The following is a 23,613-nucleotide window of genomic DNA, read 5'->3' as shown; positions in this document are numbered from 1 at the left end:
GAAGTGAAAGAATGTATATTAAACCCTTTGGCGTTGAACGTTGGTTGTCAAAATATGAAACAACGGTCGACTATAATCTGACAAGCACATCAATTATGCCGCTTTCTATCAATGAGCTATTGGAAATAACTGGAGAAGACGAAGAAAAAGTGAAAGAAGATGTATTTTCTTTAAAATTAAATTACGGGTCAATTGAAGGACGTCCTGAATATCGTTTGGGAATTGCCAGTTTGTATCAAACAATACAAAAAGAACAGGTGATTTCAACTAATGGTGGTGTAGGGGCTTCTCACCTTACCATGGTGACGATCGTTGAACCCGGAGATCACGTAGTGGCAATACTGCCAGCTTATCAACAAATTTATTCTGTGCCAGAATCGATTGGCGCGAAGATGGATTACGTGTTTTTGGAAAAAACAGCAAGCGGGTATGTACTTGATTTAAATAAATTAGCTACTTTGGTGACACCCCAAACCAAAGCGGTTGTCTTTAACAATCCGAATAACCCAACCGGAGATGTTATGACGGATGAAACGTTGGAAAAAATGGTAGAAATCGCCAGAGTAAATGATTCCTATTTAATTTGTGATGAGGCCTATCGAGGTCTGACTCATGATGTAGGCTTTTCAGCTTCTGTCGCTGACTTATACGAAAAAGGCATCAGTTTAGGCAGTATGTCTAAAGCATTTGCGATGGCAGGTGTTCGTTTAGGCTGGATTGCTTGTCGTGATGCAAAATTTATGCAAGATGTACATATTTATCGTGATTACACGATGATCAGTAACGGCGGTATTGATGAATATGTCGCATCCCTTGCCTTAAAACACAAAGATGCTGTACAACAACGAAATATGGGGATAACACAAAAAAGAGCGGTCTTATTTAAGAAATGGCTAGCTGGAGAACCTAAATTAAGTTATGCACCTTTTAAAGGCGGGACAGTTGCTTTGCCTTATTTCGAAAGTAATTTATCGTCAGAAGAATTTTGTGCAAAGATTATTGAAGAAAAAAGTGTATTACTAATGCCAGGGTTTGTATTTGATTTAGAAAAATGTTTTCGGATGGGCTACGCTCGTGAACCTGAAGAAAAAATGATCGCAGGATTGGAGCGCGTTTCCGACTTTTTGGCAAAATTAAAGCAGTAGGGTCTAGATTTTTAAAAATTTTGTTTCTGTCTTTTTTGTTTTTTTAATCATGTTACAGTGGGAATGAAGGTAAATAAAAAAGTATTTTAAAAAGAAAGGTTTTTTATTGATGAATTTTCCTGGAATCCAACTGGTGATGAGTGATATCGATGGTACAGTTTTGAATGACCAGCACCTTGTTGATGAAAATTTAAGTGAGAATATTCAACGCTTGAAAGCAAAAGAGATCCCTTTTGTTTTAGCTTCCGCAAGGTCTCCTCTTGGTATGTTTCCTTTAACTGAAGAACTTGATATAGGAAAGAATCCTATTGTTTGTTATAATGGGGCACTTATTTTAGAAGGAACTAAAAATAGCTATCGAATCATTAAGCAACATCTGGTAGACCAAGAGGAAGTAAAATTAATCTTAGAGGGCATTGAGAAACAGTTTCCTCAAGTATCCATCAATTTATATTCTGGTAAACAATGGTTTGTTGCAAAACGGGACAAATGGGTTGATATTGAAGCAGCAATTACCAATGAAACACCAAAAAAACTAAATTTACAAACCCTTTTATTAGAAGAAAATGTGCCCATTCATAAATTGTTATTAGTGGAAGAGACAGAAGTCATTCAAGCGTTATATGAATTTTTACAAAGTTTGAAATTAAAACATAGCTCGTTTTATTTATCTAAGGATAACTATTTAGAGTTGACGTCAAAAGAAGTTTCTAAAGAAAGAGCGTTGAATGAAATTGTTAAGCATTATGGTATTTCTTTAACTAATACTATGGCTATTGGAGATAATTTTAACGATATCCCGATGTTAGCCCTGGCCGGGATCGGCGTGGCTATGGGCAATGCACCACAAAAAGTTAAAGAAAGCGCCGATGTCATAACTTGTAATAACAATGAACATGGCGCTTCTCAAGCGATTCGAGATTATGTTTTATAAAAGTCTTACCAAATGCCGATGACCTTTGTCCATGCGGTTCCTACACCAAGCCAAATGATAATATAAACGAGTCCTAAAATGAAGTTCATTTTCCACCATTCGGATTGGGTCACAAATTTTGAACCGAAGTAAATCGGTGCGGGTCCTGATGAATAATGGGTCGTAGAGCTAACCAAGCTACCAAAGAATCCAAGCATCAATGCTGCTAGTTGCCCCGGGACATCAGCTGCTAAAGCTACACCTAGTAAAGCCGCATACATTGCACTAACATGGGCTGTTGCGCTAGCAAATAAGTAATGGCTATAAAAATAAATCACACATAATAAACATAAAACAAGGAACCAATTCATATTGCCTAGATTAGAAACGATTAAGTGACTAAACCATGGAATAAATCCTAACTCATTTAATTGGGTGGCCATCATAACTAAAACAGAGAACCAGGTTAGCGTATTCCACGCCCCTGTTTCTTGTAAAACATCTTGCCAGTTTAAAACGCCTGTGAGTAATAATAAAGCTAATGCAATAAAGGCTGTTAAAGTAGCGTCTATGCCAGTCAGGCTACTGGTCATCCATGAGATAAGTGCTAAGATAAAAATGATACTCATCATTTTTTCTGGCAGAGAAAATTTCCCCATATCTTTTAACCGTTTATCCGCCCATTGTTTCGCATTAGGCGTTTCTTTGATTTTTGGCGGATATATTTTATAAATTAAAAAAGGGATAACTATTAGAGAAACAATACCTGGAAGTAAAGCAGCTAAAAACCAAGTGATCCAACTAATATTAATGTTAGCGTCGCTGGCAAATGCTTGTGCCAGTGGATTTCCAGCCATCGCAGTCAAAAACATAGCTGAAGTGATGGTATCCCCATGAAATTCTGCAAACATCAAAAAAGCCCCTATATCTTTGCGGCTTTCATCGTTTGGACTAGAATGAAACGCGTCGGCCAAAGATTTAATAATTGGATAAACGACGCCACCAGCACGTGCTGTATTACTTGGTGTTGCTGGCGCTAAAACTAAATCAACGCCAATAATTGAATAAGCTAGTCTCAGTGTTCTTTTACCAAACAAGGAGACGAAATTAAGGGCGATTCTTTTTCCAAGCCCTGTTTTAATAAATCCTCGTGAAATAAAAAACGCCATCGCAATCAACCAAATACTACTATTACCAAACCCGGCAACCGCTGTATCAATATCAATTACCTTTGTCAAAGTGGCAGCGACAAAACCAATAATAGAAACTGCTCCGATAGGTAAAGGTTGTGTAATACAACCGACAATTGTAGCGACAAATACTGCAAACATTTGCCATGCCGAAGCAGTTAAAGCTTCTGGACGTAAAGGCGTGCAAGACCATAAAATGACGCCTACAAGCACTGGCCATAGAAATTTTTTGTATTGCTCTTTACTCAATAACAACGACAAACTCCCTTCCTTCAAACAAAAATTTTCCTTTTAAAATCAATATAACACTTTTTCGTGTTACATTTAACTTATATGAATTTATAAACTTATTATGTTATGGTTTTTGAAAATAGTAACAATATTAGCATACTAAAATTATGATGCGAAAAAGAACGATTGTTTTCAACTAAAAGGAGTGCAAAGAATGAAAAATACGCGTTGGATTAAGTTTCTTGGGGGAAGTAACGTTTTATACACCCTTACTGTTGGTTTATTATTATGCATTTTTATTATCACAATGACCAAGTTGGATTTTATCTTTGGAACATTAGCCGTTATCATTTCTAATATTCTTATGCCGATTATTATTGCTTTATTGCTTTATTATTTATTTAATCCGGCGGTCGACTTTATGGAAAGGCATAAGATCAAAAGAGTTTGGGGGATCGTGATACTATTTGCGAGTGTGGTTTTACTTCTAGCAGGAGGCATTGTTCTTGTTATCCCTTTATTAGACAGCCAAATTTCCAATTTAACAGAAACATTTCCGCTTTTTATAAATAACTTTATTGATTCTACCCAAGCTTTTGTTGATGATTTTTCTGGCAACGAAATAGCAGATAATGTGATTTCTCAAGTAAAAGGATTCGTAGATAACTTCAGTGCGGATATAGGAAATTATATATCCGAAGGGCTCACACGGTTTTCCTCGGTCGTTACGAGTATTACAAGCGTGGTAATGACCATTGTGATTGCGCCTATTATTTTATTTTTCTTACTAAAAGACGCCAAAAAGTTTACGAATGGCGTATTAGCCGTAACGCCTCCTAAGTGGCGGGCAGATTTAATCCGTGTAGCGACTGAAATCAATGTCAAAGTAGGTTCATATATCAAAGGACAACTGGTTATTGCAGTGGCAAATGGCGTAATGATATTTATCGGCTTTACGATTATAGGGTTAGATTATAGCGGTATTCTAGGGCTTGCCGGAGGAATTTTGTCCCTTGTGCCCTATATTGGTCCAACCTTAACATTTATTCCAGCACTTATTATTGCGTTACTTACTTCATGGACTGAAGTGTTTTTACTAATTGTGGTATGGATTGTGGTTCAATTTGTGGAAGGCAATTTTGTCGAACCGAATATTATGGGAAGACAGTTAAATATCCATCCATTAACTATTATTATCATTTTACTCATTATGGGAGATTTATTAGGCTTATTCGGACTGGTTTTCGGGGTTCCTATTTACGCCATTTTACGTGTGATCGTCAATTATATTTTCCAAAAATTCAAATTGCGTTATAACAAATATTACGGCGATGTAGCTGGAAGATACCATATTGATACGTCTGAGATCACAGATTTTGGCGATGATAATATATATGAGGCTAGAGATAAATTAGTGGAAGAACTAGTCGAAGAACGAAAAAGTGAGCCTAAAAAAAAGCATAAATAATGATTCAAAGTGTAATCAATTGATGTCCCGTGTTAGTATGATATGTAAATAAAGTTTTTTTAAAATTTTATATACAGGAGAGAAAAATCATGAAATTAATTTCGTGGAATATTGATTCTTTAAACGCTGCTTTAACAAGTGATTCAAATCGTGCTCAATTATCAAGAGATGTTTTAGACACAATCGCTGAGTATGATGCAGATGTTATTGCTATACAAGAAACTAAATTATCTGCTAATGGACCCACTCAAAAACATATAGATATTTTAGCTGAAAGACTGCCAGATTATGAGATCGCTTGGCGAAGCTCAGAAGAACCTGCCCGTAAGTCTTATGCTGGCACGATGTTTTTATATAAAAATATGCTTGAACCAACGATTACTTTTCCAGAAATCGGAGCTCCCGATACCATGGATCAAGAGGGTCGCATTATCACATTGGAATTTCCAAACTGTTTTGTGACCCAAGTTTATACGCCAAATGCTGGCGGTAATTTAGATCGCTTAGAAAAACGAGAAGCTTGGGATGAAAAATATAGAGAATATCTAGTCGCTTTGGATGAACAAAAACCGGTGATTGCTTCTGGTGATTACAATGTGGCTCACACAGAAATTGATTTGGCCCATCCCGATCGGAACCATTTTTCCGCCGGATTTACAGATGAAGAACGCACTAATTTTACAACATTATTAAATAATGGCTTTGCGGATACATTTCGTTATGTTCACGGTGATATTGAAGGGCACTATTCATGGTGGGGGCAACGTGTAAAAACAAGTAAGATTAATAATTCTGGTTGGAGAATTGATTACTTTTTAGTTAGTGACCGTTTAAAAAATCAAGTAATCACTTCTGAAATGATCGATTCAGGAAAACGGCAAGATCATACACCTATTTTCTTGGAAGTTGATGTGTAAGAATTATAAGAAAGATTTGAGAATATAGCTAAAAAGTAAGGAAGTAACCGAAACTTCCCTTCATTTTTAATAAAAAGGAGGGAAGTACAAGAAACAAGCCTTCTTTCTGTGTAAAAAGAAGGGAAGTATAAGGAGCTAACCTTCTTTTTTGGCAGAGTAAAGGGAAGTATAGCGTATTTCCCTTCTTTTGTGTTTTTTTACATTAATGAGAATAAATAAACTCTGCAATGCTAAACCAATTATTAAAGCGATAGTAATGTTTAATTTTATATTTTCTATAATGAAAATATTTTAAATTGTTATTTTCTTCAATAATTGCCTTTGTTTTCATTCCTTAGAAAGCACAATTGAATTGTAAATTATAAAAAAGTAGCAAAACTAGCACTTAACAAGAAATCGAGTGCTAGTTTTATTTATCTTTTTTAGAAGTTATACATTGTATTTATCTAAGGAAAATTGGACGATTTTCTCACATAAATCAGAAAAATGAATACCATGAGCTGCAGCTTCTTGTGGAAGTAAACTAGTAGGTGTCATTCCAGGTAAACTGTTGGCTTCAATGCAATAGATCTTAAATTCAGAAGTTACCATAAAATCGATTCTAGAATAAACGGACAATCCTAAAGTATTATGGGTTAAAAGGGCTAGATCGCTCAATTTTTTTGTTAATTCCTCAGAAATTTCTGCAGGAGTAATCTCGGTAGTTGCACCTTCTTGATACTTATTTTCATAGTTATAAAAACCGTGTTTAGGGATGATTTCAATGACAGGTAAAACAGAGTCACCTAAAATACCTACAGAAAACTCTCTTCCAGTAATTTTTTCTTCAATCATTATTTTACTTTGAAACTTTTCAGCTGCTTTTACTGCTTCATCTAAATGAGTATCTTCTTCTAACATTTCTACGCCAATACTTGAACCATTATCAATCGGCTTTACTACGCAAGGAGCAGAAATTTTTCTTTGATAGAATGAATCGATCATTTCCCAATTAGGCGTTAATATATGATTTGATACCATCAATTTTTTTGAAACTTCTTTATCCATCGCTAATAAACTACTCTTATAATCACTGCCTGAATACTTAATATTATAAATATCAAAAAGGGCTTGTAGTTTTCCATTTTCGCCAATACCGCCATGTAATGCTAAAAAGCAAAAATCAGCACTTTTACAAATAGAAATGACATTATTTCCAACTAAGTCGTTTTGTTGTTGACTGAACTTAGTTAAATTTTCTAAAGCTGGTTCTTTTTTACCAATAGAATAGTCTCTGTTTTTATTATTTTTTGTTTGCTTTTGTAAGGCTTCTTCGAAATTATTTGCATCCATGCCTAAATAAATATCTAACAGTAAAACGCTATGACCTTTTTCTTCTAAAGCTGTTGCTATTTTTCCACCTGAAGATAAAGACACGTCTCTTTCATAACTCAAACCGCCTGCAAGTACCACGATATCCATCTTTTCTATCTCCTCTCGAGCTTATATAAACTCACTAGTGGTGCATGAAACATTTTAAATTCACTCATTATGTTTCACACTATTTCCATCCATAAAAAAATCCTTTATACTGAGCTTGGATGACTTATCCAAGACCAATACAAAGGACAACAACATGGATAAGTATAAAACAATTTCAGCTTTTAATAAATGGCTTTCGAACATAAATTTCAAAAATTTACCTTTTTCTATTCGTGAGAAAATTTCGCAAGCCGACAAGTATCATAAAAAGTTTGATTTTGAACACTTTTTGAAAGTGTTTCTCTATGGCATCGACAATGAGTGCGAAAGTTTACGTGAAATAGATACAGCGTTTGTTTCGCCTGATCTACAACAGACCATGGCGTTAGATTCGATTAGTCATTCGCAGCTTTCCCGTGAGCTCGCCCAGATGGATGACGAAATTTTGTGGGCGATCTTCGCCCAATTACTGGAGAAAGTACGGTCAAAAATACCGGTGACCAAACGAAACGCACTCTATCTCGTGGATTCTTCCACCTTTCCGTTAAATACCACTCGGTACCCTTGGGCGGACTTTCGCTCAACCAAAGCGGGGATCAAACTGCACTTAAAACTCTGTTTTATGGATAAAGAACACTTGTATCCGGATCAGTTTGAAGTCACGAATGCGGTAGAACATGATGACAATCACTTAGAAGTTTTTGTCAATCAACCGGAAGCGACCTATATCTTTGATCGTGGCTATATTGATTACGAGCGACTGGACGAGATGGAAGCTGACGGCTACTTTTTCGTCACAAGAGTGAAGAAAAACGCCAAAGTTCATGTCCTAGAAACTTATGAACCTTCTCAGAGTAAAAACATTTTGCGTGACCAAATGGTAGTGTTAGGCACTCAGGTTTATTTCACTTCCCCGTTTCGCTTGGTCACGATTCAGGATGAAAAAGGAAAACAATTACGCTTTGTCACCAACCGTTTTGATGTGACCGCCCAAGAAGTGGCCGACATGTACAAAGCGAGATGGCAAATTGAACTATTTTTTAAGCATATCAAGCAACATATGACGATTAAAAAGCTATTTTCATACAGTGAAAAAGGGGTAAGCAATCAAATCATTCTCGCCATGATTGCCAGTCTATTGACGTATTTACTCAAAGTAGAGACAGGAAGTAAGAAATCCCCGTTCCAAATCAAGCGCCTATTAAAACATCTGCTTTTTCAACCTTTTGAAGAATTGTGGGTATTACTCGTTCCTACGTGACGAAATAGCATTTGTCGTCGTTGCAACAGTATTCAGATAAATAATGAAAAAATTTTTTCTGGAAAAGTCATCCCTTGCGTAAGCATTTGATTTTTTTGTCATTTTTTAGAAAAAGTTAAAATCTGAATATTCTGATTATATTAATGCACCACTAGTGATATAAACTGTATTTTATACTTTTTAATCAATCAGAGCAAACGCTTTTTGGGTCTTTAACAGATTCAAACGTACTCGGATTTTTTATGAACTTCTATTTATTTTTTAAGGGAATAGATTGACAAAGCGATAAATTAAAGTTACTCTTTAGAAAAGAATCTAATTAGATATTTTTCTAAATAGTTGATTGGAGCTAAACAAATGAGTTTTGAAGCTAGTTTTAAGGCGCTTTCGGATCCTGTGAGAAGAGAAATTCTACAAATGTTAAAAGATGGGCGTTTATCGGCTGGAGAGATCTCCCGTCATTTTGATATGACAGCTGCTACTGTTTCTTATCATTTGAATATTTTAAAAAAAGCAGGTCTTGTCTGGGAAGAAAAAGAAAAAAATTTTATTTACTATGATCTAAATACATCTATTTTGGAAGAATTAATGTCGTGGTTGATCGAGTTAGAGGGGAGTCGAAAGAATGAAGAGTGAATACAAAAGTACAATGACTATTACAAGCTTGATTATTTTATTTCCATTAATTATCGGATTGATACTGTGGGGGGAGCTACCAGAACAAATAGCGACCCATTTTGGCGCAAATAACGCTCCTGATGGATGGAGCAGCAAAGCTATGACTGTTTTGGGTCTACCTTTTTTAATGCTTTTTATCCAGTGGTTAGTTTTTCTACTGACAAGTTATGATCCTAAGAAAAAGAATATTAATGATAAAATATTTAAAGCCGTCTTATGGATTATTCCTTTAGTTTCCTCTGCTGTTTTTTTAGCAACATATGTGACTGCATTGGGTTATAATTTAAATGTCGGTTTGCTGGTTAACTTACTTGTTGGTCTTGTGTTTATTGTTTTAGGAAACTATCTGCACAAGGTAAAACAAAATTATAGTGTCGGGATCAAACTTGCTTGGACATTAAATAGTAAAGAAAATTGGAATCGTACGAATCAAATGGCTAGCTGGCTATACATTTTAGGTGGTTTATTATTCATTTTAAATGCATTTTTACAACAGATTTGGCTATTAATAGCGATTATCGCTATGGTTATTATCTTACCTGTTTTATTTTCTTTTGCGTTATTTAAAAAAGAAATCTAAAATCTATGTAAACTGAATAAAAATCAGAAAATTATTCAATGACAGCATTTAAACCTATTGATCAATAAAAGTTAAAAAATCCGCGTATGTTTGAATTTGTTAACAACAAACATACACGGATTTTTATGGAGTTTTTATTATTATTTATGTCTTTGGTCAACTGTATCCATACCTTGTTTGCTAAGTTTATAACTACCTTTGTTACCACTTATAGGCATTAAATCGCCGCTTTTTACCAGTTTATTTAAATTATCTGAAGTATTAGGTTTCTTTTGGCGAGCTTCGTCAAATAATGCGTTAATCTTTCCTGTAATAACTGGAGAGTCTTGTTGTACGCAATCAATGAAATACGCCATTCCCAAGACCATTTCTTTTTGAGTAGAGAAGTCATGAGAATTTAGGAATTCTACAATTGATTCATATACAAAGACATTTTCTTTTTCTCCAGCAGAAAAATCTTTTTCAGCTTTTATTTCGGTATCAGAAATGGATGTATCAGAATCAACTGGTTGAGCTGTTTGCAGCTCAATTAGCTCAGGTAATTTTTGTAAAAAAGCTTCCTTTTCTTTATCAATAAATTCTTGAGAGCCCTTTAACTTTAATTCGGTTCTGTTGCAAAGTTTTAAATAAAGAATAAAACCCCTTACGGTATCTATGATTTAAGCTGGGATTCCCAATAATACCTTGATTTCAGTACAGACCGAAAACCCGAAGAGAGTGCCTTCTTTTCGGGTTTTCTTATATAATCCTCGAATGGCTTCCATGCCTTTAATCGTGGTAGAGGCAGTGCGTAAACTTCGATAGAATTTATTGCGTCTCTTTACTGGACGATGGTCTTGTTCAATCAAATTATTCAGGTATTTAATGGTACGATGTTCTGTCCCTTGATAAAAGCCGTATTCTTTTAGTTTCTTAAAGGCACTTGTAATAGAGGGGGCTTTATCTGTGACTACAACCTTCGGTTCATCAAACTGCTTCACTAACCGCTTAAGAAAAGCATAGGCTGCTTGTGTGTCCCGTTTTTTACGTAACCAAATATCCAAGGTTAAACCATCTGCATCGATGGCTCGATACAAATAATGCCATTTTCCTTTAATTTTGATGTACGTTTCATCCATTTTCCATGAATAAAAGGATTTTTTATTTTTCTTTTTCCAAATTTGATAGAGTAGTTTGCCATATTCTTGCACCCAACGATAAATCGTCGTATGAGAAACGTTAATGCCACGATCATATAAGATTTCTTGAACTTCACGATAGCTAAGGTTATAACGAAGATAGTAGCCCACGGCTACAATAATCACATCCTGCTGAAATTGCTTTCCTTTAAAATGACTCATCGTCATTCCTCCTGCTATCTTTTTCTATTATTCTACCTTATCTGATAGTAGATTTAAAACTTTGCAACAGAACCTTATAAATCACTCAAAGGGAAACAAATTCTTGTTTATTCTGGACTGTTTAAAGAGGCAAGAAAGAAATTGAAAAATGGAGATTTAGATTATCTTAAAGAAGTAGATCCGACAGAATATATTTATCAAATTTTTTATCATTGGAACCAAAAAGAGTACTTAGCGAGTGAAATTTTTGATTTAACCGAAGAAGAAAAAAGTAAGATTAATCATCAAATGATTGATGAAATTGACGAAGAAATTTGAGTATAAATTTTGATATTTTTTCTAAGACGTTAGCGAAAAAGCTAGCGTTTTTTTATTGAAAAGTGCTAAAAAATGTTTGGGTACATTTTGGGTACAGGCACAAGATGTAGGGGGACATTTTGGGTACAAACGCAATTTATAGGGGTACATTTTGGGTACAAACGCAAAAAAATGATTGCACTTTAGAAATCGCTGTATCCCTTGAAATGTCTGGCTTCGCCAGACCAACCTTTTTTGAAAGGTTGCAAATTTCCCTTATGCTCTTACAAAGCATTTGGGACAAAATCAAGATTTCGGTATTTTTTACAGAAATTTGCCCCTGCAGGAACTAAAAAACGTTATTACTTTTTAAAGGATTTTATGCAAAATTTTAGTTTGCATGTAACTGGGCAGTGTCTAAAAATTGTCACTGGTTTTGATAAAAAATTGTGATGTGAAATCAAAATATATTTATTTGGCTCTTATTTGCGTTTTAAGCGCTTATATAGAATTTTGGATATAAAACTATGTAAATATTTAGTGTTTCTTCAAAATGCCCCTTTAAAATTAAAAATAGAGGCACTCAAAATTTTTGTAAGAGTTATGATAAAGTTTGCTAAAAGAAAAACTTAAAGTGGATAAATTTATAAGAAAACAGGAGTTGTTAAAAAATGAGATTCAGAGAAGCATTAGAGAATTTTTTAACGAATGAATATGTATATGTTGTGTTGCTGGTGCTAGCTATTTATCAAATTTTTATGTTGTTTGGATGAACATTTGAAGAGTAGGACACGCATTTATGCCGAGAAAATTTATTGAAGTTGAGAAGAACCCTTAACTAAACTTGGAGACGAATGTCGGCATAGCGTGAGCTATTAAGCCGACCATTCGACAAGTTTTGGGTTTGTTAAGGGTTCCGAGGCTCAACGTCAATAAAGCAATTGGAATAAAGCAACTATGATTATTTAAAAAAATAAGCTATAATACATTCAAAAATATTTTTGAATGAGGTGTAATTATGATTCAGACTATTGTAACTGCTGCTATTCTTTATATTGCGACAGCATTAGACTTATTAGTGATTTTATTAATGTTCTTTGCTAGAGCAAAGACTAGGAAAGAATATCGAGATATTTATATTGGTCAATATGTAGGATCTGTGGCATTGATTGTCATAAGTTTATTCTTTGCCTTTGTCTTAAATTATGTTCCTGAAAAATGGATATTAGGATTATTAGGGTTAATACCGATTTATTTAGGAATTAAAGTGGCTATTTATGGTGATAGTGACGGAGAAGAGAGAGCTAAAAAAGAATTGAATGAAAAAGGATTGTCTAAATTAGTTGGTACGATTGCAATTGTTACGATAGCAAGTTGTGGTGCTGATAATATCAGTTTATTTGTTCCCTATTTTGTGACATTAAGTGTTACTAATTTATTAATTACTTTGTTTGTCTTTTTAATTTTAATTTTCTTCTTGGTATTTACTGCACAAAAATTAGCTAATATTCCAGGAGTTGGAGAAATTGTTGAGAAATTTGGTCGTTGGATTATGGCTGTTATTTATATAGCTTTAGGTTTATTTATCATTATAGAAAATGACACTATTCAAACAATTTTAGGATTTATATTTTAATTTAGGGTGTGATTTCATATGAGTTATGAAAATGCTTGTGATGTGATCTGTGTACATGAGGATAAAGTTAACAATGTTTTAAGTTTTTTAGAAGATGATAAATCTAAGAAATTACTTAACATTTTAGAAAAGATTTGTGATGAGAAGAAATTGAAAATTATATTATCTTTGATTAAAGAAGATGAGTTGTGTGTTTGTGATATTTCTTTGATATTGAAAATGAGTGTTGCTTCAACTTCACATCATTTAAGACTTTTATATAAAAATGATGTACTTGATTTTTATAAAAAGGGAAAGATGGCATATTATTTTATTAAAGACGATGAAATAAGAGAATTTTTCTCTAAAAATCAGGAGGGTTTTTGAAACGAGTTTCTTCTTGTCTTGATACTATAGGTAACTATTACAAGGTAACCTCACATTGTTCAAACCATTGATACAACTGGATTGAACACAAAAAAAGTTGCTTTTTTCAGCATACTATTGTATCGTTTTAGGTGTCTAATCTAAACGAAAATAGAAAGGAGAAAAAGCAACTTTTTTTTAGAAAATGTTTTGTAAAAAAACAGAGTTGTTTTATGTGATATATCATGGACAAGTATACTGAGAAAAAACAAAGAAATCAAGTATTTCAAAAATTTATTGAGAGACATGTGAGAGAGGGACAGATGTATTTGATAAAGGACTGTAATACATTTTTATCATTTGTTGCGGATAAAACTCTGCAGAAAAAGAAACTATATAAGTCGAATTTATGTAAAAACCGGTTCTGTCCTGTATGTGCTTGGCGTAAAGCCCGTAAAGATGCATTGGGATTATCTTTAATGATGCAGTATATCAAACAAGAAGAACAAAAAGAGTTTTTATTTTTAACTCTAACCACTCCTAATGTGAAATCAGATGATTTAGAATCTGAAATTAAACATTATAATCAATCTTTCAGACGCTTAAGCAATCGTAAAAAGTTCAAATCGATAGCTAAAGGTTATGTAAGAAAATTAGAGGTTACTTATAATCAAAAACGAGATGATTATAATCCACATTTTCATGTTTTGATAGCTGTTAATAAATCATATTTTAAAGATACAAAGTCATATATCAGTCAAAAAGAATGGTTGAATTTATGGAAAGATGTGACAGGAATTGATGAAATCACACAAGTACATGTTCAAAAAATCAAACAGAATAACAACAAAGAATTATACGAAATGGCGAAGTATTCTGGTAAAGATAGCGACTACTTAATTAATCAAAAAGTGTTCGATACACTTTATAAATGGTTCTGTTGCAAAGTTTTAAATAAAGAATAAAACCCCTTACGGTATCTATGATTTAAGCTGGGATTCCCAATAATACCTTGATTTCAGTACAGACCGAAAACCCGAAGAGAGTGCCTTCTTTTCGGGTTTTCTTATATAATCCTCGAATGGCTTCCATGCCTTTAATCGTGGTAGAGGCAGTGCGTAAACTTCGATAGAATTTATTGCGTCTCTTTACTGGACGATGGTCTTGTTCAATCAAATTATTCAGGTATTTAATGGTACGATGTTCTGTCCCTTGATAAAAGCCGTATTCTTTTAGTTTCTTAAAGGCACTTGTAATAGAGGGGGCTTTATCTGTGACTACAACCTTCGGTTCATCAAACTGCTTCACTAACCGCTTAAGAAAAGCATAGGCTGCTTGTGTGTCCCGTTTTTTACGTAACCAAATATCCAAGGTTAAACCATCTGCATCGATGGCTCGATACAAATAATGCCATTTTCCTTTAATTTTGATGTACGTTTCATCCATTTTCCATGAATAAAAGGATTTTTTATTTTTCTTTTTCCAAATTTGATAGAGTAGTTTGCCATATTCTTGCACCCAACGATAAATCGTCGTATGAGAAACGTTAATGCCACGATCATATAAGATTTCTTGAACTTCACGATAGCTAAGGTTATAACGAAGATAGTAGCCCACGGCTACAATAATCACATCCTGCTGAAATTGCTTTCCTTTAAAATGACTCATCGTCATTCCTCCTGCTATCTTTTTCTATTATTCTACCTTATCTGATAGTAGATTTAAAACTTTGCAACAGAACCAGATTATCTATCGATGATTTATGAAAACCGTGCGAGCTCTTTAGTAAAATTCAATGGGTATATTCTAACCGCTATTGACGGTTCCACACTTACGTTACCTTCTTCATCAGAAAATATGGAGAAATATGGCGTAACTAACGATGCTCTAGAGAATAGTCCTGTGATGGCAAGAGTGTCAGTACTTTATGATTGCATCAATAAGTTAGTCATTGATACGTGCGTCGGTGCGTACGCTTCTAGCGAACGAACATTTGCCGCCAAACATATAGATGAGTTAAAAGAAATGATGAGATATCCTACCATTACCACATTTGATCGTGGCTATTTTTCCATGCGACTCGTGGATCAATTAATAGAAAATAAACAGAAGTTTGTCTTAAGAATGGACAAGCGCAACTTAAAACGTTATTCCCAACAGTTATCTTCCGGTGAGGATCAAATGTTTGATATGACTTTTGACAGGAAACAAACCAACTACTATCGGAAAGATCAGCGCTTCCGAACAAAGTTGATGAATACCTCGTATCGCTTACGTTTTGTGAAGATTCCTATTCTACGAAAGGATACGAACGAATGGTACAATGAGGTACTATTGACCAACCTTACACAAGAAGAATGTTCTTTAGAAGGGCTGCGGGAAATCTATCGTTTGCGGTGGGAGATTGAAACAGTCTATAATGTGTTGAAAAATCGTATGAAGCTAGAAGAATTTAGTGGATTTCGAGAACGGCTGATTTTTCAAGACATCTATTGTTGTGTGTGGTTATACAATCTAACGATGCTTCATATTATGGAGGTAAATGAATCCAAGGCGATCCCTCAAGAGCGCTATAAATACGAAATGAAACGAAATATTAGTATTTCAATTGGCATTATCAAAACCTATTTCATCCAATCAATCATGGGGGAAACCTATGAAAAACGAGAAGAAAGTATCATACAAATGGAGAACTTATTAACAGCGTACCTTGTCCCCATTCGACCCGATAGAAAGGCCAGGCGACAAGAAAGTAAAAACAAATCGAGACGCTCTTATCGTTATACTTACTGAACAGAAGGCTTTTTGTCTTTAGCTGGTGTATTTAAGTCGTTCTTTTTTACAAAAATTAAAAAATCCAAAACAAAACACAGTGATAGCTTGTGTTTGTTTTGGATTTTATTTTGTCAACACGCTTAAGTTAATGACATTGCCTTAGAAGGTTGGAATTTTTCTTATTTAGATGATAGTGGTAGATGGGAAATGGACACACTACCTTGGGATTATTTAGAAATAGTAAGGCAATATTTAAAAGAAACTGATCAATTGTTAGACATGGGGACAGGAGGAGGAGAGGTCCTTTTAACTCTTGAGCATCCCGGTCATAAAACTTCTGTCACTGAAGGTTATCTACCTAACTATCAACTATGTAAAGAAAAATTGGAGCCTCTAGGAATTACTGTGAAGTTTGTTAAAGAAGACGATGTTCTTTCTTACAAAGAGAATACCTTTGATATCATCATTAATCGGCATGAAGCTTTTAGATTGGACGAAGTATACCGTACATTAAAGCGTGGAGGCATATTTATCACGCAACAAGTCGGCTGTGAAAATAGTCGTGTTCTCTCAAAACGATTGCTGAAGAAAGAATTAAAAGTTGATTTGCGCAACCAATTAAGCTATCAGTTAAAACAAGCGGAAAAAATCGGTTTTGAAGTATTAAATAGCGATGAGTTTTATGCTCAACTTAAGTTTTTTGACGCCGGTGCTATTGCCTATTATGCGTCTATTATCGAGTGGGAATTTCCTGATTTTTCAGTTGAAAAATGTCTTGAAGGACTAACAGAATTACATTATGAAATTGTGAAAAAAGGATTTGTACCTTCGATTGAACATCGCTATATGATGGTACTTGGCAAATCACGATAATTGTTAAATAAAAAATGTAAAAACGAATTGCTTCTACGAAGAGAACCAGCTCGTTTTTTAAACAAAATAATATAATTTAAAGTAGTCATTGTCTTATGTTTAAATTATTTTAGCTTATATTTCGTCAATATTATTTTCATCAAGGAAAGTAAGAATTTGTTTCCAAGAGTCCTTGGCGGCTTCGGCATTTCCTCGCTTTGAACCACCAAATGTCATTGTCATTTTACCGCCTATGTTCATAAAAACATTCGCAGGTAAGTTAACTAAGCTATAGGGAAATGATAAAAAATGGCCTGCATTTTCATAGTATAAATAACGATTACTTTTAGACCATTTTGTATTTTGAAGGTTAGCTTCCATTATTTTTACATATTGACTTGAGGGCCACAATTGGTCACCTTCTCCAGCGATCAATAGCATAGGCGAATGAATATTTTCTACCGGAATCCTTGCTTTTTCTAATGCTTTTTGCTTTTTCAATGTATCATCCCAAATAGATAGATAAGAGATTGGTTTTTTTAGTATCCAGTTTTTTAACATAGACGTGATAGTTTTGAAGCGAAACTTAAATGTAACGTTTACTAGCGTTTGTTGGTTAAGGGTCCATGAAGGTACTGAAGCAAAAACACCATTTTTCATTCCAGGAGTCATATAAGCACTAGGCGCACTGGCTATAATGGATTGGTAATCATCAAAAGTTGCTCCCAAAAGCAGCGCGAGTTCTCCACCTCTTGAATGCCCCATTAAGTTTATATCTCCATTGACATATGGATGATTTTTTAACCACTTTGTCGCTTCTTGAAAATACTCTAATGGAATGTTTTCAAGGTTTTTTGGAAGTCCTTTGACGCCGAAATAAGCCAATGCAAGAGTGGTATATCCTTTGGAAGCTAACAAAGCTGCCGCGTGTTCTTGCGCTCCACCATCTGAACCACTCAATATCAAAACAGCAGGATATTGTCCTTTACGTTTGGGATGAAATAGTGTTCCAATTGTTTTGCCATGTTGCACAGTTTCTTTTATAGTATCCTCCATATAAAAATATCTATTAATTGTTACTGCATCAACCTCTTTTCCTTCTACTTGCAAAATTAAGTCAATAGAAATTTTATCAGCATTATTTTTTTCATAATAATCACCTAACTTGGAACCGCTATGTTCCATAGACCAGAACAAGCCTGAAGGGTCAGCTTCGACATAAGTCCCTGCTATCGGTTGTTGTGATACGTTAGCAGTACCTTCCTCATTCGTAACAAAGTTTGCATAAGAGCTAAACTTTTTGTGCTTTTCATCATATGTTGAGGCATGAATCGTTACTTTCGTATTTTTCTTAGCCCCAACAACTTTGATTATTAGTTCTTCGTCGACATATGAATGAATTGAACTAACTTGCAATGTTGCAGTCATAGATTCTCCTTCAATACTTTATAAATATCTTTATTATATCAGTGTTAGATTTTTAGGTTAAGTCATTAATGGAAGAACTTTACGTTCAAAGTTCTCTATCTCTTCCTGTTTAAATTTAAAGGCAATCCGGTCTGTATCATTAAGAATAGCGTTAAGGAAAAAATAACAAAAATAAGATTGTTTAAGCTTTGGTTGAAAATCTAGGTCAAAAATAGAAAAAAGATGACGTAATTCATTGTCAAATTCTCCTGCAATGTATTTTTTGTAAAAAGAAGCATCTTGATGAACATCTAATTCATTCCAGATAAATTTAAAAAAATCGTAGAAGAAAACATAATTATCTGCGGTTTCCCAGTCGATGTACCATAATGTTTTCCCGTTTTGTTCATGGCTTAAAAGAATGTTATCCGACCACATATCTCCATGTAGGTTAATGAATGGAAACTTCATAGAAAACAATTCTGGAGCAATTTTTTTCGTTATTTTTTCAAATTGTGGGCTATAAACAGTGTGCGAACTTATTTCCCATAATTGATTTAATGTTTGATAACCAATTTTTGTAAGACGTGTCAAGTAGGTAAAATAATCACGGTAATTGTTATACATCCTTTTAAAAATGAAGGGCTCGTCGTCGGCTGTTTTTTCATCGAAGTTGATAAATTCTTCGACCAACATGTTGTGTTTAGTATCTTGTTTGCTTAATGTAGGAATACGAAAGAAAGGAGAAAAATAAGCGTAGTTCTCTATTTTCCTCTGATAGCTTTCTTTATCCGAACAGATCGTAAGAACTTTATCATCTGAAAAAATTTTAATATCACCATTAATACAGAACCATAAGATACTCCCATTGAAATACTTCGTTTCAGAATGCTTAATTTCAGTGATAAATTGTTTCTCTTTTTTTGGCATGTTGAGAGTATTGATCATAGGATGATTGGGTCTTGTTGTTTTAAAAGCCATTCTAAAGTCTGTATCAAAAACGTAGATTCCGTTTTCCAAGTAAGAGCTCATGTCCAATAGTTTGGCTTGTTTTTCTAGGGCTATTTCGGTGTATTCTTTCGGTTCTTTCAACTTCTTATCTCCTATTCTATATTATGATTTTGCTATTAGATTAAAAAAGTTGTTTTATTTAAGTGTTTTGATTATTTTAAAAGTCTTTTCTTCTTTTCTTCATATCCCAAATATTTATAAAAATTCACTGCATGTCCATTTACTTTAAAAATGCCTAAAACGAGGAGGCGTACATATAAAAAAGCAGAAGAAGGTCAGAAACAGCAAATTTCTAACTGTATGAAACAGTTAGATAAAAAGACACCTTAGTTTACCTAGGTATTACCCTTATCTTCTTACTTTTTTAAGAAGTTATTGTATAAGAATTCCTCTTCGTAATTTTTTACTTGCAACCATGCAGTGCTATGCTTTATTAAAGGACAATGTTTAACTAAGAATGAGAGGAGGAATTTTTGTGAAGATAAGTGAGCAGATAAAAAAACAACGCGAAATGAAACATTGGTCTCAGCAAGAACTAGCTGATAAGTTGCATATTTCACGACAATCTATTTCTAAGTGGGAGCAGGACGTTGCGTTACCTAGTTTCGCTAACATTGTTGCTATTAGTGATCTTTTTGCAATTTCACTGGACGAACTTATCAGAGAAGATGAAAAACTTATGAATAAATTTAAAACCATTCAAAAATTTACCCCGGTAGAAAAAAATGTAGGGGTAAGTTTCGTTATAACGGTACTTATTTTTGCTATTTTATTTGTTTTTAATACCAATTTCCAAGAAATTATGCCTTGGTTACACCTAGGTGGAATGATTTTCTTTATAGCTTTACTTTTTTCACTTGATTGGCAAAAGATCAACCAAGCACTTTCAAAAAAAGCTGTAGTGTTAAGCATTATTACGCTAATTTTATTATTAATACCGTTTCTACATGAAGAAATCATTAGTTATTTTCAAACGATATCAGAGCTTTCGTAGAAAAATCTTTTGTTTTTTTATTAGTTAAACGGAAAGAAATGATTTTCTTTTAAGCTTTATTAGAACTTATTTTTAAATATAACAATTAGTTCTTTTTTGTTTTGCATTTTAAAAATGTACTTCTTCTCGTTATTTAAAAGATAATGGCTTTGCCTCTATTCTTTCGTGTGATAAATTAGTGTTATTGCTGTGAATTAATTTAGTCAGTGAAAATTCAGAAAATAAAAATAATTCTTAGAAGTCATTTTTTGTTAAACCTTTGAAAAGGAAAGGACTTGTAAATAGAAAAATGAAAACATTTATAAAAATTTTTCCTCTCCTATTAGGAGCGATTTTCTTTTTAGTATTAGGCTTTTGGTTAGGTGAGCATACGACAACTAAACCAGAAGAAAAAGCGGTAACTGAAAATACGACGGAAAAGCAAGCGACAGCTGAAAAACCAGAAGAAGATAAAAATGAACTGGAAAACGAGTTGCAGAAAAAAGGAGATGAGTGGGCTGAAATTTATCCCAATTCATTAGAATTTAGAGTGTACGATCTGGAAAATGAAGAGAGTTATACTTACACAAATAATGAAAAAGAAGAAAAGTATGTGACAGCAAGTATTGCAAAAGTAGATATAGCGATGTTATTGCTGCATGAAAAAGAAGAAAAACAAGAAGACTTAACTGAGGAAGAAACTGATCTTTTATCTAGCATGATTATGCATAGTGATAATGAAGCAGCGACAACTATTTTAGATTCATTAGGGGGTTATTCTTCGCTACAGCAACTTTTTGATGATCTAGAAATGAATGATACAAAAGCAGATGAAGAAACATGGGGGAAAACGACAACGACAACAAAAGATCAAATAAAGTTACTTCAAGAACTATATACACCTTCACAATATTTAAATGAAGACTCACAAAAACAGATTATTGATTTGATGGACCAGATTGATCCTGACCAAAGTTGGGGAATTTATGCCGGGTCAAGTGATGTTACTTTTAAAAACGGTTGGTTACCTAATGATATAAATGATGAATGGACTGTTACAAGTATTGGTAAAGTAACGCGTGGAGATAATAGTTATCTTGCAGTGGCTCTATCTGATCAAAATCCAACGATTGAAGAGGGGAGTCAAGTCATCGAAGACTTAACGCGTATTTCAAGCGATTATTTGTTGTAGTCATAAAATACGCAGTGATTGATTAAACAGTAGGATTTATTTTTCAAAAGAAATATATAGATGAAGGTGAAGAAATGACAAATAAAAGTAATAAAATTACTTCTAGGCAAATTTTATTCATTGGACTTATGGTCTTTTCTCTTTTCTTTGGTGCAGGAAATTTAATCTTTCCCGCAGGATTAGGAAGCGAAGCAGGGGGAAATTTATGGCGTTCTATGGCCGGCTTTTTAATTACAGGAGTAGCTTTACCAGTTTTGGGATTAGTAGCCATTGCTAACGTTAGCGAAGACGGAAATACTGAAAGCTTAGCAACAAAGGTTCATCCAACTTTTGCTAAAGTTCTAACCATTATTACTTATTTATCGATTGGACCATTAATGGCGGCTCCCAGAACAGGGCTTGTTTCCTTTGAAATTGGGGTGTCTCCTTTTTTAAATCAAAGCAATTCACAGATAGGACTACTAATTTATAGTATTGCCTTTTTTGGATTGGTGTATTACTTAGCCTTATATCCTAGTAAATTTATGGATCGCTTTGGCAGAATAGTAACGCCTGTTTTGCTATTGATTTTAGGTGTTTTTATTGTGACAACGATCTTTAATCCAATGAGTGATTTTCAATTGCCTCAAGGACAATATGCGCAAGCACCTTTCTCTAGTGGAGTAAAAGAAGGTTATTTAACAATGGATACTATCGTGTCGATTGTTTTTGCAACGATTATTATCAACACTACTAAAGACTTAGGAGAGTTCAATCAGACGGTTAGAAAAAAGGTTATTTTAAAAGCAGGAACTATTTCTGCAATTTTATTAGCTTTTATTTACTTAGGAATTGCATATATTGGAGCAAGCAGTTCTACACTGAGTTTTTCTTCTGGAGCAGACATATTAGCCGGAGTCGCTAACAATTATTTTGGAAGTGCGGGGAACTTTCTTTTTGGTTTAGTCGTTATATTTGCTTGTCTTCCAACAGGAGTAGGCTTGCTATCTTCATGTGCATGGTATTTTAACAAGCGATTTCCACGTATAACTTATAAAAAGTTTTTATTATTTTTTGTTTTATTTAGTGCTACCGTAGCTAATATCGGGTTAGAAAAATTGATCCAGTTTTCAGTTCCTGTTTTAAATGTTGTCTACCCTGTGATTATTGCATTGATTCTATTGAGTTTTATCAATAAGTATGTATCGTGTGATACCATCGTTTATCGTAGTGTTGTTGGAATCATATTATTTGTTAGTTTAAACGATGGATTGAAAGAATTTAATTCAAGTTGGGATTACATTACGCCTTTTGTCACTCTCCCTTTTTCAGATTTAGGCTTTTCTTGGATTATCCCTGCCGTGGTAGTAGGTGTGATTGCTAAAGGGATTTCTTTTGCATGGAGGAAATAGCATGAAGTCATAAATACGTGAAAGAAAACAAAAATTGTTTCACTCAAAAGGCATCCTATTGAAGTGGGATGCCTTTTCTTAATGTTGTTGTATTTCTAGCGTTAGTAGTGACGTTTATTGTTTTATTACTAACGCATACGGGATTTAAAAAATTGGAAAATCTTAGAAATGTATCTTTTCTCTGCTTCGTAATTCTTCAAACTGATTTTCTAAATTATTGGTGTTAGCGAGGAAATCGTCAAGAAAAATTTCAAAGATTTGTGCGTTAGCATGATATTCTTGCATAATTTTCTTTTTGTTTAATGTTTCCTTTTCGTGCTTAAAGAACTTATCAATGACTTCTAAAACGACCACCCAAGATTGGAGTTTTTCCAAAGTCTCCTTTAATTTGTGGAGATCTTGCTGAGTAATTGCTTTAATAGGTTGGTTTTTCTTTGTTATAAGTTCTTTCTTTTCTGTCATCATAATCATCTCCCTTTTTGAAATATTGGATATTTTAATCATATTTGTATTACAGATGAAAAACAATATCTTTAATACAGATATTTAT

The 23,613-nt window shown here is 33.8% G+C and carries 24 protein-coding genes; 16 read left to right on the top strand and 8 right to left on the bottom strand.

What is annotated here, in order from left to right; translation table 11 throughout:
• The first annotated feature begins 11 nt into the window (after positions 1-11).
• Together AC806_RS10610 and AC806_RS10605 are read left to right on the top strand one after the other, a co-directional pair.
• Complete coding sequence (locus AC806_RS10610; RefSeq protein WP_069029291.1) at positions 12-1,145, top strand: aminotransferase class I/II-fold pyridoxal phosphate-dependent enzyme; 1,134 nt, start codon at positions 12-14, stop codon at positions 1,143-1,145.
• Between the two features lie 109 nt (positions 1,146-1,254).
• Positions 1,255-2,079, top strand: a complete 825-nt coding sequence (locus tag AC806_RS10605) for a Cof-type HAD-IIB family hydrolase (protein WP_061841236.1) — start codon at positions 1,255-1,257, stop codon at positions 2,077-2,079.
• Between the two features lie 5 nt (positions 2,080-2,084).
• Here AC806_RS10605 and AC806_RS10600 read toward each other — a convergent pair whose 3' ends face one another.
• A complete protein-coding gene (locus AC806_RS10600; RefSeq protein ID WP_069029290.1) occupies positions 2,085-3,503 on the bottom strand; it encodes an anion permease in 1,419 nt (472 codons plus the stop codon).
• A gap of 190 nt (positions 3,504-3,693) precedes the next feature.
• Here AC806_RS10600 and AC806_RS10595 point away from each other — a divergent pair, with 190 nt between their 5' ends.
• Both AC806_RS10595 and AC806_RS10590 read left to right on the top strand, forming a co-directional pair.
• Complete coding sequence (locus tag AC806_RS10595; protein WP_061841234.1) at positions 3,694-4,947, top strand: AI-2E family transporter; 1,254 nt, start codon at positions 3,694-3,696, stop codon at positions 4,945-4,947.
• 89 nt (positions 4,948-5,036) lie between these two features.
• Positions 5,037-5,864 (top strand): exodeoxyribonuclease III, encoded by an 828-nt coding sequence (locus tag AC806_RS10590; protein ID WP_014125729.1) that lies wholly within the window; start codon positions 5,037-5,039, stop codon positions 5,862-5,864.
• A 429-nt stretch (positions 5,865-6,293) separates the two neighbouring features.
• Here the strand turns inward: AC806_RS10590 and AC806_RS10585 are convergent, their stop codons facing one another.
• Positions 6,294-7,325 (bottom strand): D-alanine--D-alanine ligase family protein, encoded by a 1,032-nt coding sequence (locus tag AC806_RS10585; RefSeq protein WP_069029289.1) that lies wholly within the window; start codon positions 7,323-7,325, stop codon positions 6,294-6,296.
• Positions 7,326-7,479: 154 nt separating this feature from the next.
• Between AC806_RS10585 and AC806_RS10580 the strand changes: the two genes are divergently transcribed.
• From AC806_RS10580 to AC806_RS10570, 3 genes are all read left to right on the top strand, one after another.
• On the top strand, positions 7,480-8,586 hold the full coding sequence (locus AC806_RS10580; RefSeq protein ID WP_069029288.1) for an IS4 family transposase: 1,107 nt from the start codon (positions 7,480-7,482) through the stop codon (positions 8,584-8,586).
• A gap of 357 nt (positions 8,587-8,943) precedes the next feature.
• Positions 8,944-9,222, top strand: coding sequence for an autorepressor SdpR family transcription factor (locus AC806_RS10575; RefSeq protein WP_041591859.1), 279 nt, complete (start codon positions 8,944-8,946; stop codon positions 9,220-9,222).
• A complete protein-coding gene (locus AC806_RS10570; RefSeq protein ID WP_014125725.1) occupies positions 9,212-9,844 on the top strand; it encodes an SdpI family protein in 633 nt (210 codons plus the stop codon). Before AC806_RS10575 ends, AC806_RS10570 begins: the two co-directional genes overlap by 11 nt.
• A 140-nt stretch (positions 9,845-9,984) precedes the next feature.
• On the opposite strand, the gene AC806_RS10565 is transcribed toward AC806_RS10570, so the two are convergent.
• Complete coding sequence (locus tag AC806_RS10565) at positions 9,985-10,200, bottom strand: hypothetical protein (RefSeq protein ID WP_041591858.1); 216 nt, start codon at positions 10,198-10,200, stop codon at positions 9,985-9,987.
• A gap of 303 nt (positions 10,201-10,503) precedes the next feature.
• Entirely contained in the window at positions 10,504-11,184 is a 681-nt protein-coding gene (locus tag AC806_RS10560; RefSeq protein ID WP_002331383.1) for an IS6-like element IS1216 family transposase, read from the bottom strand.
• 141 nt (positions 11,185-11,325) lie between these two features.
• Between AC806_RS10560 and AC806_RS10555 the strand changes: the two genes are divergently transcribed.
• The 4 genes from AC806_RS10555 to AC806_RS10535 all read left to right on the top strand — a co-directional run bounded on the left by AC806_RS10555 (position 11,326) and on the right by AC806_RS10535 (position 14,427).
• A complete protein-coding gene (locus tag AC806_RS10555; RefSeq protein ID WP_014125723.1) occupies positions 11,326-11,502 on the top strand; it encodes a hypothetical protein in 177 nt (58 codons plus the stop codon).
• A 997-nt stretch (positions 11,503-12,499) separates the two neighbouring features.
• Positions 12,500-13,117, top strand: a complete 618-nt coding sequence (locus AC806_RS10545) for a CadD family cadmium resistance transporter (RefSeq protein WP_069029287.1) — start codon at positions 12,500-12,502, stop codon at positions 13,115-13,117.
• An 18-nt stretch (positions 13,118-13,135) separates the two neighbouring features.
• Complete coding sequence (locus AC806_RS10540; RefSeq protein ID WP_014125720.1) at positions 13,136-13,483, top strand: ArsR/SmtB family transcription factor; 348 nt, start codon at positions 13,136-13,138, stop codon at positions 13,481-13,483.
• A 224-nt stretch (positions 13,484-13,707) separates the two neighbouring features.
• Positions 13,708-14,427 (top strand): protein rep, encoded by a 720-nt coding sequence (locus tag AC806_RS10535; protein WP_083207584.1) that lies wholly within the window; start codon positions 13,708-13,710, stop codon positions 14,425-14,427.
• A gap of 22 nt (positions 14,428-14,449) precedes the next feature.
• Here the strand turns inward: AC806_RS10535 and AC806_RS10530 are convergent, their stop codons facing one another.
• A complete protein-coding gene (locus AC806_RS10530) occupies positions 14,450-15,130 on the bottom strand; it encodes an IS6-like element IS1216 family transposase (protein ID WP_002331383.1) in 681 nt (226 codons plus the stop codon).
• An 87-nt stretch (positions 15,131-15,217) separates the two neighbouring features.
• On the opposite strand from AC806_RS10530, the gene AC806_RS10525 reads away from it, so the two are divergent.
• Both AC806_RS10525 and AC806_RS10520 read left to right on the top strand, forming a co-directional pair.
• Positions 15,218-16,255 (top strand): IS4 family transposase, encoded by a 1,038-nt coding sequence (locus AC806_RS10525; protein WP_231960493.1) that lies wholly within the window; start codon positions 15,218-15,220, stop codon positions 16,253-16,255.
• A gap of 189 nt (positions 16,256-16,444) precedes the next feature.
• Positions 16,445-17,110, top strand: a complete 666-nt coding sequence (locus tag AC806_RS10520) for a class I SAM-dependent methyltransferase (protein WP_014125693.1) — start codon at positions 16,445-16,447, stop codon at positions 17,108-17,110.
• Between the two features lie 114 nt (positions 17,111-17,224).
• Here the strand turns inward: AC806_RS10520 and AC806_RS10515 are convergent, their stop codons facing one another.
• Both AC806_RS10515 and AC806_RS10510 read right to left on the bottom strand, forming a co-directional pair.
• Positions 17,225-18,517, bottom strand: a complete 1,293-nt coding sequence (locus AC806_RS10515) for an acyl-CoA thioester hydrolase/BAAT C-terminal domain-containing protein (protein WP_069029286.1) — start codon at positions 18,515-18,517, stop codon at positions 17,225-17,227.
• A gap of 57 nt (positions 18,518-18,574) precedes the next feature.
• A complete protein-coding gene (locus AC806_RS10510) occupies positions 18,575-19,588 on the bottom strand; it encodes a phosphotransferase (RefSeq protein ID WP_069029285.1) in 1,014 nt (337 codons plus the stop codon).
• A gap of 394 nt (positions 19,589-19,982) precedes the next feature.
• On the opposite strand from AC806_RS10510, the gene AC806_RS10505 reads away from it, so the two are divergent.
• From AC806_RS10505 to brnQ, 3 genes are all read left to right on the top strand, one after another.
• Positions 19,983-20,501 carry a helix-turn-helix domain-containing protein gene (locus AC806_RS10505; RefSeq protein ID WP_069029284.1) on the top strand — a complete coding sequence of 173 codons (519 nt, stop codon included), beginning with the start codon at positions 19,983-19,985 and terminating at the stop codon, positions 20,499-20,501.
• Positions 20,502-20,790: 289 nt separating this feature from the next.
• Positions 20,791-21,672, top strand: coding sequence for a serine hydrolase (locus tag AC806_RS10500; RefSeq protein WP_014125683.1), 882 nt, complete (start codon positions 20,791-20,793; stop codon positions 21,670-21,672).
• A gap of 74 nt (positions 21,673-21,746) precedes the next feature.
• The gene (gene brnQ, locus AC806_RS10495; RefSeq protein ID WP_069029283.1) at positions 21,747-23,063 is read left to right on the top strand and encodes a branched-chain amino acid transport system II carrier protein; all 1,317 of its coding nucleotides are present in this window, start codon (positions 21,747-21,749) and stop codon (positions 23,061-23,063) included.
• Between the two features lie 162 nt (positions 23,064-23,225).
• Here brnQ and AC806_RS10490 read toward each other — a convergent pair whose 3' ends face one another.
• Positions 23,226-23,528 (bottom strand): hypothetical protein, encoded by a 303-nt coding sequence (locus tag AC806_RS10490; RefSeq protein WP_231960492.1) that lies wholly within the window; start codon positions 23,526-23,528, stop codon positions 23,226-23,228.
• Positions 23,529-23,613 lie beyond the last annotated feature (85 nt).

Source organism: Tetragenococcus halophilus (assembly GCF_001712815.1).
GTDB lineage: Bacteria > Bacillota > Bacilli > Lactobacillales > Enterococcaceae > Tetragenococcus > Tetragenococcus halophilus.
The sequence above is the reverse complement of the archived record's forward strand: the minus strand, read 5'-3'. Positions and strand labels throughout refer to the sequence as shown.

Bases quoted from the DNA above. Each gene is read 5' to 3' on its own strand.
- AC806_RS10610 (WP_069029291.1), top strand. From the start codon at position 12: ATGTATATTAAACCCTTTGGCGTTGAACGTTGGTTGTCAAAATATGAA.
- AC806_RS10605 (WP_061841236.1), top strand. From the start codon at position 1,255: ATGAATTTTCCTGGAATCCAACTGGTGATGAGTGATATCGATGGTACA.
- AC806_RS10595 (WP_061841234.1), top strand. From the start codon at position 3,694: ATGAAAAATACGCGTTGGATTAAGTTTCTTGGGGGAAGTAACGTTTTA.
- AC806_RS10590 (WP_014125729.1), top strand. From the start codon at position 5,037: ATGAAATTAATTTCGTGGAATATTGATTCTTTAAACGCTGCTTTAACA.
- AC806_RS10585 (WP_069029289.1), bottom strand. From the start codon at position 7,325: ATGGATATCGTGGTACTTGCAGGCGGTTTGAGTTATGAAAGAGACGTG.
- AC806_RS10580 (WP_069029288.1), top strand. From the start codon at position 7,480: ATGGATAAGTATAAAACAATTTCAGCTTTTAATAAATGGCTTTCGAAC.
- AC806_RS10575 (WP_041591859.1), top strand. From the start codon at position 8,944: ATGAGTTTTGAAGCTAGTTTTAAGGCGCTTTCGGATCCTGTGAGAAGA.
- AC806_RS10570 (WP_014125725.1), top strand. From the start codon at position 9,212: ATGAAGAGTGAATACAAAAGTACAATGACTATTACAAGCTTGATTATT.
- AC806_RS10565 (WP_041591858.1), bottom strand. From the start codon at position 10,200: ATGGCGTATTTCATTGATTGCGTACAACAAGACTCTCCAGTTATTACA.
- AC806_RS10560 (WP_002331383.1), bottom strand. From the start codon at position 11,184: ATGAGTCATTTTAAAGGAAAGCAATTTCAGCAGGATGTGATTATTGTA.
- AC806_RS10545 (WP_069029287.1), top strand. From the start codon at position 12,500: ATGATTCAGACTATTGTAACTGCTGCTATTCTTTATATTGCGACAGCA.
- AC806_RS10540 (WP_014125720.1), top strand. From the start codon at position 13,136: ATGAGTTATGAAAATGCTTGTGATGTGATCTGTGTACATGAGGATAAA.
- AC806_RS10535 (WP_083207584.1), top strand. From the start codon at position 13,708: ATGGACAAGTATACTGAGAAAAAACAAAGAAATCAAGTATTTCAAAAA.
- AC806_RS10530 (WP_002331383.1), bottom strand. From the start codon at position 15,130: ATGAGTCATTTTAAAGGAAAGCAATTTCAGCAGGATGTGATTATTGTA.
- AC806_RS10525 (WP_231960493.1), top strand. From the start codon at position 15,218: ATGATTTATGAAAACCGTGCGAGCTCTTTAGTAAAATTCAATGGGTAT.
- AC806_RS10520 (WP_014125693.1), top strand. From the start codon at position 16,445: ATGGACACACTACCTTGGGATTATTTAGAAATAGTAAGGCAATATTTA.
- AC806_RS10515 (WP_069029286.1), bottom strand. From the start codon at position 18,517: ATGACTGCAACATTGCAAGTTAGTTCAATTCATTCATATGTCGACGAA.
- AC806_RS10500 (WP_014125683.1), top strand. From the start codon at position 20,791: ATGAAAACATTTATAAAAATTTTTCCTCTCCTATTAGGAGCGATTTTC.
- brnQ (WP_069029283.1), top strand. From the start codon at position 21,747: ATGACAAATAAAAGTAATAAAATTACTTCTAGGCAAATTTTATTCATT.
- AC806_RS10490 (WP_231960492.1), bottom strand. From the start codon at position 23,528: ATGATGACAGAAAAGAAAGAACTTATAACAAAGAAAAACCAACCTATT.